Source organism: Methylophilus medardicus, assembly GCF_006363955.1.
In the GTDB taxonomy this organism is placed as follows: domain Bacteria; phylum Pseudomonadota; class Gammaproteobacteria; order Burkholderiales; family Methylophilaceae; genus Methylophilus; species Methylophilus medardensis.
Genome location: NZ_CP040948.1, coordinates 1,927,182 through 1,944,656, shown reverse-complemented (window position 1 = coordinate 1,944,656; position 17,475 = coordinate 1,927,182). Strand labels below are relative to the sequence as shown.

The window sequence follows — 17,475 nt, the reverse complement described above, 5'->3', positions numbered from 1 at the left end:
AGGCTGAAGTTAACGAGGTGAAATGATGAACAAGTTACGATTCAAGTTGGTATTTAGCAAACGATTGGGCATGTTAGTCCCCATTGCCGAGATTGCGCGTACTCATCAAAAAACAGTGACTACAGCCGGTGCGGCTGATCGTGATGTTAGCGATGAAGTCATGCTTCGCCCCTTATGCCGACTATCCCTGAGGAGTGTCATCTTGCTGGTAGCAGGCTGCTTGAGCTGGATATCTGCACCTGTCCTAGCCGACGATGCAAATGCATTGCCAGTTCAGCAACCCGGTTATAACTTACCGGCCGGTGTGAGTATCCCGACACCCGTGAACAACACCATGAACATCAACACAACGATTCAAAATGCTGTGATTCGTTGGGACAGTTTTAATATTGGTTCACAAGCCGCGGTCAATTTTAATATGCCTAACGCCTCTTCGAGTGTGTTAAACCGCGTCATGGGGAGCGGTGCAAGCTTTATTAATGGCGCATTAACCTCCAATGGTCATGTATACATTGCAAACCAAAACGGTATTTATTTTGGTGCGGGGTCCCAGGTCAATGTGGGCTCATTGACAGCAACGACATTAGATAATCTCGCAAATAACAACATCGAAAACATTTATAAAAACGGCATCTTATCTAATAAAACTGAGCCAGTGTTTTCCTTTGCCGATGCTGTAGGCGTCATCGATGTTGCGAAGGGTGCGAGCATTACTGCCGCTAACGGCGGGCGTGTGATGTTACTGGCACCAGATGTAACGAACAGTGGCGTGATTAAAACGCCTGATGGCCAAACTATCCTTGCGGCAGGTAAGACGGTTTACCTCAGTACTTTAGACAAATTTGCCGGTTTGTTGGTAGAGGTCAGTTCTGGCGGGAATGCCACCAATCTGGGCGACATTATTGTGAACCATGGAAATGCAAGCTTGATTGGCCTGGCGGTTAACCAACAGGGCAACATCTCTGCATCCACGTCTGTGCGTGCCAATGGTTCAATTTACCTTAAGGCCAAGGAGATTCAGTCGCTCACAACGCCGGGCAACGATGTATATGGAAAGGTCACACTTGGTACTGGCAGTAAAACGGCGGTAACCATTGATACCAAAGACACAGAGGAAGTGTTTGATGCACAAGTCATCACACCATCGATTGTCGATATCAAAGGCAAAAATATTTCGATTGATGGCAGTGTGATTGCCAACAGCGGTCAGGTGAATGTGACGGCGACTGACAATCAAGGCAATAACAGCAGCCTGTTTTTGGGTGATCATGCATTGATTGATGTATCAGGTGTGGATGCAACAGCGCCAATGAGCCGCAACCAGCTTTCAATCCAATTGTTCTCTGATCAGTTGAGAGATTCTCCAGTATTGCGCGGTGGTGAATTGTTTGGAGAAATTTTATTCCTAGATGCACGCAAAGGCACCAAGTTACTTAGCCAAAGTGTGATTGATCAAGCGAAAGCTGGTATTACCAGAACCGTTGCTGAGCGCTCCACGAATGGCGGGCAAGTGAATTTTTCTGCGGTAAACATGATCAGCAAGGCGGGATCTACAATTGATCTGTCAGCAGGTAGTACCACCTATACTGAAGGTACGATTCGTGAAAGTAGTTTACTCATCAATGGCAAATGGGTGCTGGCTTCTGAGGCGCTCCCTAATACGCCATATCAGGGCGTCAGTGATTATTACTCTGTTTCTAGTGAACGCTGGGGCCAGACCCGTCGATGGGCGTTAACTGCCAATGCTTTAAATGGTTTGGCAGGCGCCTCTACTGAAAACGCTGCTAAAAGTGCTTCCGTGAGCGGCTATGTGCAACCAGGCTACCAACAAGGCGGTGATGCAGGCGCACTCAATGTGTCAACAACCAATATGGCACTGCAGGGCGATGTCATTGCCAGCACAGTCAGCGGCTTGTTTCAACGTGGTGAAAGCAGCGAGCATGCTAATCCACTTGGCGGAGCGTTCAAGCTGACATACAACAATTCTGGTGCGCTGAATATTGTGTCATCGACCAATAAATTGTCTGATGATTTTAATGAAAATAGCCAGTTGACCGCTGCACAGGAGCAGACCTCCGAATTAAGTGCAAGCATGTTGGCAAATGGTGTCAACCGGGTAGAAATTGCTGCTACGGGCCAAGTGAATTTAAATACTGATCTTTCTTTCCAGCCGGCTGGCAGTTTGAATGTTCAGGGTAGCGGTGGCGTGAATGTGAATGCTAACATCCGCTTACCATCCGGTGCGGTGACGCTGTCTGCTAGCCAGAATGCGGATGTGAACGTCGCAAACAATGTGAGTATCAATGTGGCGGGTTTGTACACCAACGACTTGCCTGGCGTGTCCGGCGCATTAGTCGGTAAAGTCGGGCTTAACGGTGGGCGTATCACGGTAAATAATGGCTTGCGCCTAGGCCAAGGCGTCACCATGGATGCTTCGTCTGGTGCTTGGATTAATAACAAAGGCCAATTGAGTGCTGGGCATGGTGGTGATATTACAGTCACCATGGCAGATAACCAACTTGCTGGGGGAGTCTTTAACAGTTTTGGCATGATGGTTGACGGGCAGCAAACGCTAGGTGGCCATTTAACCGTAAAACTACAGGGTGAGCAGGCGACGGGCATGGTTGATCATATCCAGTTGGGCGGCCTTAATCCTGAGCAAGAAAATACACTCTGGCTCTCTGAAGGTTTCTTTAAACAGGGCGGCTTTTCAAACTACACCATAAGCAATGCGGATCGCCTGAATGGTGATGTGATGATCGGTGATCTTGCCAATCGTGTGGTGACGATAGCCCCTGAGCAACACTCGCGTTTACTTGGATCAGCTGCGCGTGTGGCCCAGAGTGGCAGTGACTTAAACGCACTCACCAGTCAAAGATCTCTGGCTAATAGCATGCGGAAACCCAGCAGCCTAGAAGTGTTGGCAGGCGACGATTTAACCCTGCAATCGAATGCCCGCATCATGACAGATATGCCGGTTAGCCGTTCGGGCAGCACCGGGGATGTCAGTTTGAACTCAAAAGGCCAAATGACCATTTTGGGTGATATTATCGCGCCCGGGGGAGACATCAAGCTCTCCATCAGCGCGATTCCGGATACCGGTGATTTCACATTACCAAATGCGAGTTTTGATCCAACACTGAGTTTGTTTTTGGGTGAAACTGCTACGCTGAGCGCCCGCGCACAGTACATTACGCCCCCAAGTAGTGACGGTAATTTACGTAAGGCTTTTGTGACAAGCGCCGGGAATATTACTTTATCGGCAGGAAACGGCGTATTAATCACCAAAGCCGGCTCTTTAATTGATGTTTCTGGCGCCAGCGGTAGTGTTGATTTGCCAGTGTCTGGTGGCTATGTGCGCGAGACTGTGGCAGGTAATGCCGGAGTAATATCGGTCAGCGGTAGAGATGGTATTGCGCTCGACGGTACCTTGATGGGTACTCCCTCTGGTAGTGGCGAGGGCGGGACCTTGAACATAACGCTTGGCGGCAAAAATGCGTCTGGCATTGAGAACGACATTTTGTCACCCCTCTATTTTGCTAGCGGTACACGTATTTTAACGGTCACCAATAGCAAAGAATTAATGGCCGCTAATAATACGGCTGGTGGTAGTAATGCTAACCTAATTAATACCTCTAACTCGTCCACAGAACCATTGACTACTGCCCGAGGTGTGGGGCAAGTCTCCGCAGAACAGATTGCTCAGGGCGGCTTTGATAATGTGGCCTTAAAGGTCGATAACGTTAGTGCCACCAGCGGGGATGCGATCCATTTCGCCAATACCTCCATGAACGTGCCTTCTTTGTTGACGCTGGATGCCACCACACTGTCTGGGTCTGCAAATCTAAACGCCTCGACCTTGGTGCTGGCAAATAATAGCAGTATCACAATGGACAATAGCCAATTAACGGCCGGAACAGCCATTTTTGAGGCTAAAGCTAACTTTATTGATTTGCAGGGTGATATTGCAATTAATAATGTTGCCGAAACCAGTTTACAAAGCAGGACTGATATTCGCGGACGTTCAATTACCTCAGCCTTGAAAGGTTCTGCCTCACTTTCTGCGCCTGGTCTGATAAAGTTGGACGCTGCACAAATTTATCCGGCAACTGGCGTTGACTTTACAGTCACGGCTACTGGAGCTCATAGCCGGATTGAAGTGACCAACCAGTCCCAATCGGTGAGTGCGGTGCCCTTGTCTGCAGTGGGTAGCTTGACCTTGAATGCAGATTCTATTTTGCAGGCAGGTGTATTACGTGCGCCTTTAGGGCAAATTACCCTAAACGCTAGCCAAAACTTAACGCTGACCTCTGGTAGCCTGACTTCGGTGTCTGCAGAAGGTAGTTTGATTCCCTATGCAGTGACCGTGCTTGGAGGCACAGAACTGGCCGACACCAACGGCGCTATTAACAACTTCATGACGGCTGTCGATAAGAAAAAAGTAACGCTAAACGCCAACGATATGAATTTGCAGGCAGGCGCACGCGTAGATATTTCTGGCAATGGCGATACGATGGCCTATGAGTGGATCCAAGGCATCGGCGGCTCGGTCGACGTGTTATCGCAAGCTGGCTATTATGCTGTGCTGCCGTCTTTGGGTAATCAATACGCCCCCTATGACTTTCTAATGAGTGCTGGTTCTGATGTTGGTATCGGTCAGGCCATCTACTTATCTGGAGGCAATGGCTTAGCCGCTGGAAAATATACGCTACTGCCAGCACATTATGCACTGTTGCCTGGCGCTTTCTTAATCAGTGCCAACGGTGCTGATGTTCAACTCAATACGCAACTAACGCAGGCTGATGGGACCGGATTATCCTCTGGGTATTTAACCAAGATTGACGGCACCAGCCGTGGCCAATATACGAGTTTTAATATCATTAATGGCAATAGTTTTTACAAAGATTATGGTACCAAGAACTATAAAGGTCTGGCTGAGTATCTGGTGAGTTCCGGTAATGCTTTGTTAACTAAGAACGCGATCAGGGATGGTAAAGAAGTCCCAAGGTTGACAAACGACGCAGGTCAATTGGTACTGGCAGCCGGTAATAGCCTTAACCTCGAAGCAGATATCAATACCAGCAATGTGGCCGGTGCCAAAGGCGCATTGGTCGATATTTCTTCTAATGATATTCGCGTGGTTTCAACGGTCGATCCGCAGCAAGCCGGGTTGTTGCAGATTTCAGCCGATCAACTCAGTAAAATTAATGCGGACTCTATCCTGTTAGGCGGCAGTCGGGCAGTGAGCGGTAAGACACAAACCATCACGACGACTGCTTCCAATGTGACTTTCAGTAACGATGCAGACCATGCCGTGCAAACTGGGGAGTTAATTGTTGCCTCCCAAGATACGATCACTGTGAATAAAGGTGCTGTTGTTAAAACCAGCGCCAAGCAAGACAAAACAGGCACTACAACCCTAGTCACCAGCGGTGATGGCGCACTGTTGGCAGTATCTGCTAACAATGATTTTGAGCTCTCAAGAACGAATGTCTCAGCTGCGCCAATAACCGGTAAGTTGACGGTTGAAGAAGGCGCAACAATTTCTGCCGCAAGGTCTATGGTGCTTGACGCGACCAATGCCTTTGATCAGTTTGGGGATGTTAAAGTGGCCGATGGCGGAACCGTCACCCTAGGCGCCAATCAGTATGCGATTGGTGACCAGCCCGTGAACGGTGCGACACGCATTAGTTCGGCAACCTTGGCTGATTTTGGCCGTTTATCAGCGATGACTTTCAACAGCTATAAAAATATTGATATCCTCGGTGCGGTCAATTTTGGTAATAGCAACCTGAACATCACATTCAATACCGCAGGGATTGCGCATCACGATGCGGGTAATGTAAGCATCAATGCCAATCACTTTGTCCTTAAAAATACAAACAACGGTTCATTTACTGCACCCTCAACGCTTGATGGACAACTGGCCATCAATGCTAACCAAATTACCTTCGGCGACACGGGTAGTGTGTCCAGCAATATTGGTGGGTTTAACACTGTCAGCTTGAATGCTAACAAAGACATTCGTTTTACAGGCACGGGGACGGTCAATATCAATGCTGACCAAGCAACCATGAGCAGTGCCGTGATGACGGCAGATTCTGGGGCCAACTTTTCTCTGGCAACTACTGGTAACCTGCAAACGCTAAGCAACGGCCAGCAGCCAGCCAGTACCTCAGGGTTGGGCGCAACGCTCAATTTGTCTGCAAACGAGATGCAGTTGGGCGGTAAGCTGATATTGAATGCAGGTGCTGTGAATGCGGTCGCAAGAAGCGGTAACCTGACCTTGGCTTCAGGCGGGGGCATTGATGTCTCCGCGGCTAAGGTTGCGTTTGATAATACCCATTCTGCCACGACGGATGCCGGCAATGTGCACCTTACCTCAACGCAAGGTAATGTTCAGATTGAAAACACTGCGCTGTTAAACCTCAAGGGCGGAGCCACTGACGGAGATGCGGGTACATTGCAAGTAGAGGCGAAAAATGGTCGCTTTGTGGTTGCTGATAACACCCTGCAAGGCCAAGCGGCCAAAGATCAAAAGAGCGCTTCACTCAAGCTGGATGTTGCCAGTTTAGATAACTTTAGTGAGGTCAATAAGGCGCTGGAGAGCGGAGGCTTTAATAATGGCCGCGATATTCGTGTACGTAGCGGCGATGTCACCATTGCTGCCGGAGATACGGTTACCGCGCATGCATTTACCCTTGCAGTCGATAGCGGCAATGCGACGGTTGCCGGACGTATCAATGCGGATGGTAATAAGGGGGGGGATGTGGCTATTTATGCCAATGGTTTGGTGACATTGGCAAACACTGCGCAAATCACTGCAAGAGGTCAAGACGCCAATCAATCTAGCGGAGACCGACAAACCGGCTCTGGTGGTTCGGTGCTGCTATCTTCTAACAGCTTGTCTACAGAAAACGCTGTTTCTGCGGAAGCTGGCGCCCTGATTGATACCAGTGGATATGACGCTGCGGCTAACGGTAATAAAGGGGTTGACGGTTACGATGGTTCGGTGACTTTAAGAGGTGCGCGCGGCACTACAGGAACCGCCAATACCGTGAATGTGGCTTTGAACACCACTGCTGCAATCAAAGGTGCGAGTGAGGTCACGGTTGAAGGCAGTCGTAGTTACACCGCCACGGCCTTTACAGCTGCCAATATGGCGGGCATGATCGCTGATACCAATAGTTTTTATGATGCCAATACCGGGGCAGGGGCATATGCAGCCACCCAAGATGGCCTAGCTGCAAAAGTGCTGCCATATGTTGAAGTGCGTAGTGCCACAGGTGAAACGGCAACAAACATGACAGTGGGGACAGCTGATGTTAACTTGCGCTCATTTGGTGCTTTGCTGGCAGGGCGCGGTGGTTCCTTAACTTTGCGTTCAAATGGTAATTTGACATTCAGTGGCACATTGAGTGATGGTTTTGATAGGGCAACTACCGCAGGGGTGTTACAGCCCAACGCGGACACTTTTAACTTTAATTTGGTTGCTGGGGCTGACTATAGCGCTGCCAATATTATGGAGACTAACGCCGGTATCGGTGACTTCAGCTTGGCGAATAATAAGTTAATTCGGACTGGTGAGGGCAATATCGCCATTGCTGCAGGTGGCAATATGACCTTAGGTAATGTTGGCTCTGTTATTTATACCGTGGGTAAATCAGCAGAATTGTTGTCTGGCTTTACTGCTGCATCGAGCGGGACTAACGTGCCAACTGCCGCCAGCTATGTGAATAACGGCGGGGATATTGCAATTCAAGTCGCAGGCAACATCAGTGGTGTGGCCACTACGCAAAGTGTCAACCAATGGTTGTTACGACAAGGCGGTAACGGCATTGATACCAGCTGGTGGGTACGCCCAGACTTATTTCAGCAAGGCGTTGGCGCATTAGGTGGTGGTAACGTCAATATCCAAGCAGGCGGCAATATCACTAACGTGTCAGCTTCTTCGGCAACCAATGCACAATTTGTCAAAACGATTGATGCGCAAGGCAATGAAGTACGAACCAGCTTGGTGAATGGTGGCGGTGATGTATCTGTGTCGGCTGGGCGTAATCTGGTGAATGGTGTCTACTACGCTGGTCGTGGCAGCCTTGATCTGCAAGCTGGTGAAAGTATTCCAGGGCCTGCAAATGCTGGTGCCAATGGCGTCGTGATAGCCTTGCAAGATGCGAGTGCGACAGTCAAAGCCAAAAACAATGTTAAAGTGCAAACCGTTTTTAACCCAACGCTTTGGGTACAAGGAAGTACTTTGGCACAGAATCAAATTGCGAATAGTACTTTCTTTAATAGCTATTCTGAAGACTCTGCTTTAAACGTTGCTTCTTTGTCGGGCAATATTGAGGTCGGGCAAAGCAACAGACAATCGATTGTGGGAACGGGTCTTAACTCAGGTGGTTACACCACTTTAACCAACAACGATATGGCCGCTATTCACCCTGGTACAGTGAACGCGACTGCGTTTGCAGGGGATATTACGACTTACAAGATGGTGTTGGCGCCAGCATCAAAAGGCAACTTGAGTTTGTTAGCCGCCGGTAGTGTGCAAAGTGGGGTGAATACGAGCGGTAACATTAATCCTACGGCGAACATATTGATTTCTGATGCTGACCTGAGCACAGTTTTAAACATCTTCAACCCCACGACAGGTAGTCCTACTGATAGCAACATCACAAGTATCTTGGGGAGTATCAAAACAGGCGTTTCCGCTGTTCCGGTGCATCAAAATGATGCTACTACGGCAGTGATTGTGGCGCGTGATGGCGATGTTAGACTCACAGGGTTACCCACCGATAGAGATACTACCAATATTTATGGTATCAAATCTTCAAAACCGGTTTATATCAATGCCGGTAATAATCTGACGTTGCATGCATCCATTCAGCACAACAATATTGATGATGTGTCAGAGATACATGCGGGTAATGATTTCATCATGGAGAACGGCAAGCAGCTGGCGCGGATTGATATCAATGGCCCAGGTGAGTTGGTCATTAAGGCCGGACGCAATATTGATCTGGGTAACACGAGTGGGATTCTATCTCTCGCAAACACTGTGAATCCGAATTTGGCAGACAAAAGTGCCAACATCACTTTGATGGCGGGGCTGGGTAGTTCTGGCGCGAATGTTGATGGTCTCATCCGCACCTATATTGACCCAACCGGCAGCGGACCTGCATCCTTGCAAGGCGATACCGAGGCATTGGCGAGTTATCGTGAGGGCATTGCCATACGCGTGCAGGCTTATATGAATGAAGTCAGCGGCAGCAAGAACCCAACGACCGGCGAGCCGTATACTGCGCAGGAGGCGATGACTGCATTCCTAACGTTGGATACGACCAGAAAAGAGATTTTTGCCCTGCGCCAATTCCAAGTTGAGTTACTAGAGGCTGGTCGGGAATACATCAATACCGCCAGCACCGCCAGAAGTGATGATGTGATCGCTTCACTGTTCTCTGCCAACGACTATTCTGGTGACTTGCTGATGTATCAGAGCCAGATCAGAACATCCAGAGATGGCGATATTAATCTGTTTGCGCCCGGAGGCTTGATTAACGCCGGTGTGGCATCCAATAGTTCGCTTCAACATGACATCGGGGTGGTGACTGAGAAAGGTGGCAATATCGGCGCCTATGCTGACGGTAACTTCTTGGTGAACCAGTCGAAAGTGATTACGCAATACGGTAGTGATATTCTTATCTGGTCTAACCGTGGGGATATTGACGCGGGTCGTGGTTCAAAAGCGGCTATTTCTGTCCCAGAGCGCGTAGTGAGCGTCAACGCGAATGGTGATGTGACCGTGGAAGTCAAAGGGGTTGCCTCCGGTTCAGGTATTCGTGCACAAACTTATGATCCAGATGGTCCCACTGGCCCACAGCAAGGCCCTAAACTCGAAGATGCCACCGTTGCCTTATTCGCGCCGCGAGGTGTTTTGGATGCGGGTGAAGCAGGCGTCGCTGCTGGTAACTTGTTAGTGGGTGCGATCCAAGTGCTGAATAGCTCCAACATTACAGTTTCTGGTAGCTCTTCTGGCGTGCCTGTGGCCGATACCGGTAGTTTAGCTGGCGCAGCGTTAAGCTCTTCTTCTACTTCTGCAGGCGCGGCCAACACAATGACCGAAAATCTGGGTAACCAGATGAGTAATCAAAACGTGACCCCTAAAGAATTACCGCCTATCGTCACGGTTAAAACGATTCGGTTGGAAGATTAACTTAATTGGAAAGCTCAAAACGCCCACCATCGGTGGGCGTTTTATTGTTTGCTAACGCAAAATATTCGTAGTCCATCAGTGACGAAAACCAACGCTTCTGGCTTTTTTGCTAAAACATCGGCCATACCAAATGCGCGTGTGTGACGTCTAAAAAATGGAGACAGGCGCGTCAGCTTGTTGCAGACCTTTAGCTGATGCTTTTATTTCGATTTGCAGAGGATCAAATTTAGAGGTGATTAGGGTTGTCTTTGACAGCTATTTCTCATGAAAATACAAAATCACCAGAAAAGCACCTTCTCCCATGGGTGTACAAACTTAGAATGAATTAGCAGCCAAAGGGTCGCTTAAGAGGCTAATTTTTTTATTGAAAAACGATGACTTGCGGCGAGTTGGCCACTTACTTGCAGCAGTCGCTTGGCTGCATCTAGTAAGGTTGATTGTGTAAGCATGTTTGTTGGAGACAGGCTTTTAATCTGCTTGTCAGTCAGTGTATCAAGGTATTCAACATGGCCTGCCCGCGTCGACTCGAGGTGACTCTACAGCGATGAGTCTTATTTTGGCCAATCGCGCGGGGCCTTCTATACCCGGCATCTGGGTTGCGACCTTGTCGAGTAAAGTTTCACGTTGCGCTGTATTTTCTATGTACATCCTTTCTTGACTGCATCAGGCTAAAACAGAAGGTAGATACATGCCTTTAGAGTGGCTACCCGGGCGTTAGAAATAGCAGATCTGACATGCTTGCCAGTGCGTTGCGGCCTGAAGTGACTAGTCATTTTCTCTGGTCGTTGACTTAGAACTGTCTGAATAGACCTCCATTTTCCCTGTTTTTATAGTCCGAGCTGCCTAAGGTTGCGGCAGCAAACTTAATATTTGCTGCAATCTAAATTGCTACAGTGTTCAGGCTTTTAACGAGTTCAAAAAACGACGGAGTCCTGAATGAAATACAAAAAAATCCACTGGGCATTGGCATGGCTAGGCCTTTCTTCCCTGAGTATTCCTGTACATGCCGAGGTGGTGATTAGCCAAATTTATGGTGGCCAGGGCGCTGTGTATAACCAAGATTTTGTTGAATTGTTTAATGCAGGATCCGCTGCAGTGAATGTCACCGGCTGGTCAGTGCAATATGCCAGCGCGACGGGTAACGGCAATTTTTCAGCCAACGGCGTGACGGCACTCTCTGGCGTGTTACAGCCTGGACAGTATTATTTGGTCGGTCTCCGCTCGGGTGCCAATGGTCTCGCCCTACCCACCACCGATGTTGCAAATAATGCCACGGATATGAGCGGCACTAATGGCAAAGTCGTGCTGTTGAATAGCAATACGGGTCTTACTTGTAACGGGGGCTCTGTCGTCTGTAGCCCGGCACAATTAGCGCAGATTGTTGATTTGGTCGGCTATGGCACGGCAAATTTCTTTGAGGGTGCAGTCGCGCCTGCCATCAGCAGCAGTAGTGCATTGTTGCGCAAAAATAATGGTTGTCAGGATACCAATCAAAACGGCAGCGACTTTGTAACAGGCTCGCCAGCCCCGAGAAATAGCAGCAGTGCAGTTAACGTCTGTGGCGGTGGTTCCGGTGGCAATGCGCCTATCGTGACTTCGTGCCCAGCGGTGTCATTGCAGGTAGGCGAGGCTGGTTCTGTTTTATTGCAAGCTTCTGATGCCGATAGCGTTGTGAATGCAGCCACTTTATCAGCGTCCTCACCTGCTGGTGTCACGCTAAACAACTTCACAGCTGCCGGTAGCGACGGTCAATCAGCCAGCACCACTTTGCAACTGGATGGCAGCTTGCCAGCGGGTACTTACGCGGTCGATGTGCAGTTTGCCAATAATGAAGCGCAAACAGCGAGCTGTAGCGTGAATGTCACCGTCCAAAGTAGCAACATCACGCGTATTTTTCAAATTCAAGGTAGCGGATTAGGCGTTGATTCAGTCAGCCCATTTAACGGTCAAACAGTGACGACTGAGGGTGTGGTGACGGCGGTGTTCCCGGGCTTGAATGGCTACTACCTGCAAGACGCTGCCGGTGACAGTAATCCACTCACTTCTGACGGTATCTTTGTTTACTTGGGTACAGGGGTCACCCCCACAGTCAGCAAAGGCCAAAAAGTGCGCCTGACAGCGAGCGTGACCGAATTTAATACCATCACCGAACTGATTAACGTGAGCGGTTTACAAGTGTTGAGTAGCAACAATGTCATTCTGCCAACCGAGATCACATTCCCTGAAGTGACTGAGGGCGACCTCGAAGCTTACGAGGGCATGCTGGTACGCATCACGACACCAATGACTGCTTCTCAGAATTACTTCCAGGGGCGTTATGGTCAAGTGACCTTGTCTGCTGAAGGCCGCATGATCAAGCCTACCAATATTAATCCGGCAAACTCAGCAGCTGCGGCACAATTAGCCGATGAAAATGCCCGCCGCCGCCTCGTGCTGGATGATGGCAGTAGTGTACAAAACCCTAATCCGATTCCATTTATCGGGGTGGACGATACGTTGCGTGCCGGTGATATCGTCGAGAACCTGACTGGCGTGATTGACCATGGCTTGATCACGGCATCCAATACTGGCCCACGTGATTACAAACTGCATCCAACCGAAGCCGTGAATTTCACGCGTGAAAATGTGCGCACGGCCGCACCGGCCGCCGTGGGTGGTAACTATAAGGTTGCCAGCTTCAACGTGCTCAATTACTTCACCACATTTACTAATGGTGCAACTGCCAGTGGCCAAACCGGTCAGGGTTGCCGCCTAGGTAGCAGCGTGACTGCTTCAAACTGCCGTGGTGCCAATAACTTAGTTGAGTTTAACCGTCAGCGCAACAAAATCATCCGTGCACTGGCTGCGATCAATGCCGATGCCGTCGGTTTGATGGAAATCCAGAATAACGGCACTACGGCGGCACAAAATCTGGTGGATGGCCTGAATGCTGTATTGGGTGCCAATACCTATGCGGTGATTGCTGACCCCGCCAGCGGTACCGGTACGGACGCGATTAAGGTGGCGATGATTTACAAGCCAGCCAGGTTGACACCGACTGCGGGGGCATTATCAGACAACAACAGTATTAACAACCGTCCGACACTGGCGCAAACCTTCCAGGCTGCCAATGGTGAGAAGTTCTCTGTGCTGGTCAACCACCTCAAGTCCAAGAGCTGCTCTGATGCCGCTGGCGCAAACGCGGATCAAGGCGACGGCCAGGGCTGCTACAACGCGCAACGACTGGCACAAACTAACCAATTGGTGCAATTCATCCAGACGGTGAAAAACCAAGCCAACGATTCCGATGTGTTAGTGATTGGTGACCTGAATGCCTACGGTAAAGAGGACCCTGTGCTGGTGTTAGAAAACGCTGGTTTGCAGGATCAGATTGCTCGTTTCAATGGCCAGGATGGTTACTCCTACGTGTTTGATGGTGAGTCCGGTTATCTCGACCATGCACTGGCAAATGCTGACCTCGCCGCTCAGGTGACGGGCACTGTGCACTGGCATATCAACGCTGATGAACCATTCGTGATCGATTACAACACGGAGTTCAAACCGCAAGACCTGTACACCGACACCCCTTACCGCTCCTCTGATCACGATCCGGTGATTGTGGGCCTGCAACTGGTGAAATCAGTGCAAGGCAGTGCCCAGCGCGACACCTTGGTCGGGACAGCGGGTGACGATGTCCTTACCGGCGGTATCGGTGCGGACACGCTCACGGGATTGTCTGGTCGTGACCTGTTTGTTTACCAAAGCCTGCGTGACGCGACAGACACCATCACTGACTTTATGCCGAATGAAGACCAGTTGGATATTCGTGAGTTGCTGCAAAGCATCGGTTATCAAGGGGCACAGCCCTTCGATGATGGGGTTGCGCGTTGGGTAAGTGTTGCTGGCGGTACGCAATTACAGATTTCAGCCAAACCACTGGTGACCTTGAAAGGGGTCACAGCGGCCAACCTGAATGCACAGCGTGACGTACGTTGGTAAGTCGACGGCAGTCGTTTAGATAGCAATAAGCCAGTGCGGCAAAAGTATCGTGCTGGCAAACAAACACCATGAAATAAGTTGTTATTCAAATTTATCTTGAGAGGATTAGTTATGAAAAAAATCAGTTTAATCGCAGCATTGTTGCTGTCCAGCCAAGCCAACGCTGCATTGAATGCAGGTGACATCATGTTCACATCATTCAACGCCGATGAAGATGGCCTGTCATTTGTCACTTTCGTTGATATTGCTGCTAACACGACGATTTACTTTAGCGATAACGAGTGGACTGGTAGTGCATTCAATACTGGCGAAAGCTTTAATCAGTGGGTTTCCAGCAGTGTAGTGACTGCAGGAACTGTGGTTCGCTTTGCCGACTATGACAAAGCCACCCTGAATGCGTCTACGGGCACTTTATCCCGCGCGACTGTAAGCGGTAGCAGCAACTGGGGAATCTCTAATTCTGGCGAAACCGTATATGCCTACCTCGGTAGCAGCGCATCATCAGCAACCACATTTCTGACCGCAATCACTAACGGTACGTTTGCCACAGACGGTTCACTGACCGATACCGGTTTGACAGCAGGTGTTAACGCCATGCAGTTGACCTCTAAAGCGGGTGCTTCCAGCAACCCAGACTATGCCGAGTACAACGGCGTGCGTGATGGCCTGAGCAACTTTACTGATTACAAAGCACAAGTGGCAAACGTGAATAACTGGAACGTTGATACGGTGAATAACAGTGCTTCGGCCGCGTTGATTCCAAATACCACGGCTTTTACTGTGGCTGTTGTTACCCCAGTGCCAGAGGCTGACAGTGTAGCGATGTTGCTGGCTGGTTTGGGTGTGTTGGCACTGGTTCGCCGTCGTCAATCACTTTAATCCCATTCTTGAATACTTGAAATGAATGCGTGCCGCGATCGTCGCCGGCACGCAATGGAGAACAAAATGTTTAAACTGAAACAATTAACCGCTTGTGTCGCACTGGCATTGACTGCTGGTGTTGCTTGGGCTGAGGGTGTGACGGTGTTGCATGTGGGGGATCAGGAAAGCTGGTTGTTGTCCGCGCAAGGCAATTTGCGCGACAACGCTGGTCAGCCGATTTCGTTTTATGGTGGCATAGATCGCCTAGCAACCGTAATGAAAAACGCCGAAATGGTGGCTGATAGCGCCGGACGCACAGTACTTAAACTGAATGCGGGGGATGCATTTCTGCCCGGTCCACGTTTCAAGGCGAGTCTGGATAATCTGGGCAATGCCTACATGGGTGGCCAGGACTTTTACGATGCCATCGCGCTGCGTCAGATTGGCTTTGACGCATTGGTTGTGGGCAACCACGAGTTTGACCTGGGCCCCGAGATTGCTGCTCGCTTTGCAGAAGTGTCTGGCAGTACCTATTTGTCCGTAAACCTTAACTTTGACGCCACCACGGCGTTTGCCAGTTTGAAATCGGCAGGCAAAGTCGCTCCGTCCAAAATTGTCACCACCAAAGCCGGTCATAAAATCGGCCTAGTTGGTGCGACTACGCCATTGTTGCCCAATATTTCATCGCCAGGCGCGGTTAATCTGTTTGCTTACGATCCGTTTAACACCGAAGCCCAAAACTTGCAGGCGCTGATTCCCCTGATTCAGGCGGAAGTGAACCGTTTGCGCACAGATGAAGGTGTGAAAACTGTGATTCTGATGAGTCATCTTCAAAATTCGATCAATGAAATCAATGTCGTGGTGCCCGCGCTGCAGGGCGTTGACCTCGTGTTGTCTGGCGGTGGTCATGAGCTGATGGTGGATGCTGATGATGCCTTGATCAATGGCGGCGTGGCCGCGACCTACAACTCACATCCGGTGATTGCCACCGATGCGAACGGTAAGTCAGTCCCGGTATTGACCAGCCATTTCGGTAACCGCTATGTCGGTCAGGTCAATTTCAGTATTGATGATGATCAGGGGACGTTTGCCGGCATCGAATCGACCAAAATGATGCGTGTGTCCGGTGCCAGTGCTGATGCAGACCGCGTGACTGGTAATGTCGCCCTTCAGGCGCAGGTGGTGACGCCGGTATCTGACTATATCACTGCCCTGAATGCACAAATTATTGGCACGACCGCAGTCAAGCTGAATGGTCCAACACATACATCATGCACACCAGCCCCTTGTACCTTTGTAGCAGGCGTGAGAAATGCTGAAACCGGTCTTGGTAATCTGGTGGCTGATGCCATGCGTTTTGCAGGTAAATCCGACGTAGCCATTCAAAACGGGGGCGGTATCCGCACCAGTATTGCTGCGGCAGGCAATGTTTCGGTGGGTGATACCTTTAATATTCTGCCATTTACTAACCTGGTCAAGCGGGCGCCCGAAATGAATGCCAGCCAGTTGAAAGATATTCTGGAGCATTCAGTGATCAATGCAAATGCAACTGGCGGTAATAACGGTCGCTTTGCGCAAGTATCAGGCATGCAGGTGGTTTACGATACACGTCAAACGCCACGTGCCAGTACCACGGCGACAGACCCGGCGCCAGTTGGTACTGGCAACCGCGTTCGCCGTGTTGTGCTTGATGACGGTACGGTGCTGATCGACAATGGCGTGGTGGTGAACAACAGCCGTACCTTCTCATTCACCACGATCGACTTTACTGCGGCAGGTGGTGACGGCTATCCGTTCCCGGCGAATAGCGTACAGTTCGAGAATGACCCGTTCACCATTACCTACCAAGAGGCCTTGGCCAACTATATTCAAACACCAAAATCAGAAGGCGGATTGGGTCGTTTGAACAATGCAGATGGTGATGAAGTGACTGTCAATATGTATGGCCTTGAAAATCAGTATGACCGTGGCGGCCGCCTGATTGACCTGGCGATTGCCAACAGCACGCCGGGCGTAACACGCAACGGTACTGCTGCGCGCGATACGCTGATAGGTACTGCTGGCGATGATGTAATCAATGGCGGCTTGGGTGTAGACACCTTGACCGGTGGCGCAGGCAATGATGTTTTCGTGTTTAACAGCATGCGCGAAGCGGGCGACACCATCACGGACTTCACGCCTTATGCCGACAAGTTACAGTTAACGGCCTTGCTCTCTTCACTTGGCATTTCGAGTAATAGTGCCCTGACGGGTGGCTTCCTGCGTCTGGTCGATGTGACTGCAGGTGTGCAGGTGATGCTAGACAGCGATGGTAGTGCAGGTCCGGCAGCGGCAAAACCGCTGGTTACGCTCAAAGGCTTGACCGCGAAACAAGTTGCTCCAGCCAGAGATTTCATACTTTAATGTTTACTAAAGGAATTTTG

General features: G+C 49.9%; 4 protein-coding genes. All 4 read left to right on the top strand.

The genetic code is table 11. The features are described from left to right. The first annotated feature begins 22 nt into the window (after nucleotides 1-22). The 4 genes from FIT99_RS09175 to FIT99_RS12540 all read left to right on the top strand — a co-directional run bounded on the left by FIT99_RS09175 (nucleotide 23) and on the right by FIT99_RS12540 (nucleotide 17,455). Nucleotides 23-10,213 (top strand): filamentous haemagglutinin family protein, encoded by a 10,191-nt coding sequence (locus tag FIT99_RS09175; RefSeq protein WP_140004015.1) that lies wholly within the window; start codon nucleotides 23-25, stop codon nucleotides 10,211-10,213. Between the two features lie 936 nt (nucleotides 10,214-11,149). Then, nucleotides 11,150-14,191, top strand: coding sequence for an ExeM/NucH family extracellular endonuclease (locus FIT99_RS09170; protein ID WP_140004014.1), 3,042 nt, complete (start codon nucleotides 11,150-11,152; stop codon nucleotides 14,189-14,191). 111 nt (nucleotides 14,192-14,302) lie between these two features. Next, the gene (locus FIT99_RS09165) at nucleotides 14,303-15,070 is read left to right on the top strand and encodes a PEP-CTERM sorting domain-containing protein (RefSeq protein ID WP_140004013.1); all 768 of its coding nucleotides are present in this window, start codon (nucleotides 14,303-14,305) and stop codon (nucleotides 15,068-15,070) included. 66 nt (nucleotides 15,071-15,136) lie between these two features. Next, the gene (locus tag FIT99_RS12540; RefSeq protein WP_140004012.1) at nucleotides 15,137-17,455 is read left to right on the top strand and encodes a 5'-nucleotidase C-terminal domain-containing protein; all 2,319 of its coding nucleotides are present in this window, start codon (nucleotides 15,137-15,139) and stop codon (nucleotides 17,453-17,455) included. Nucleotides 17,456-17,475 lie beyond the last annotated feature (20 nt).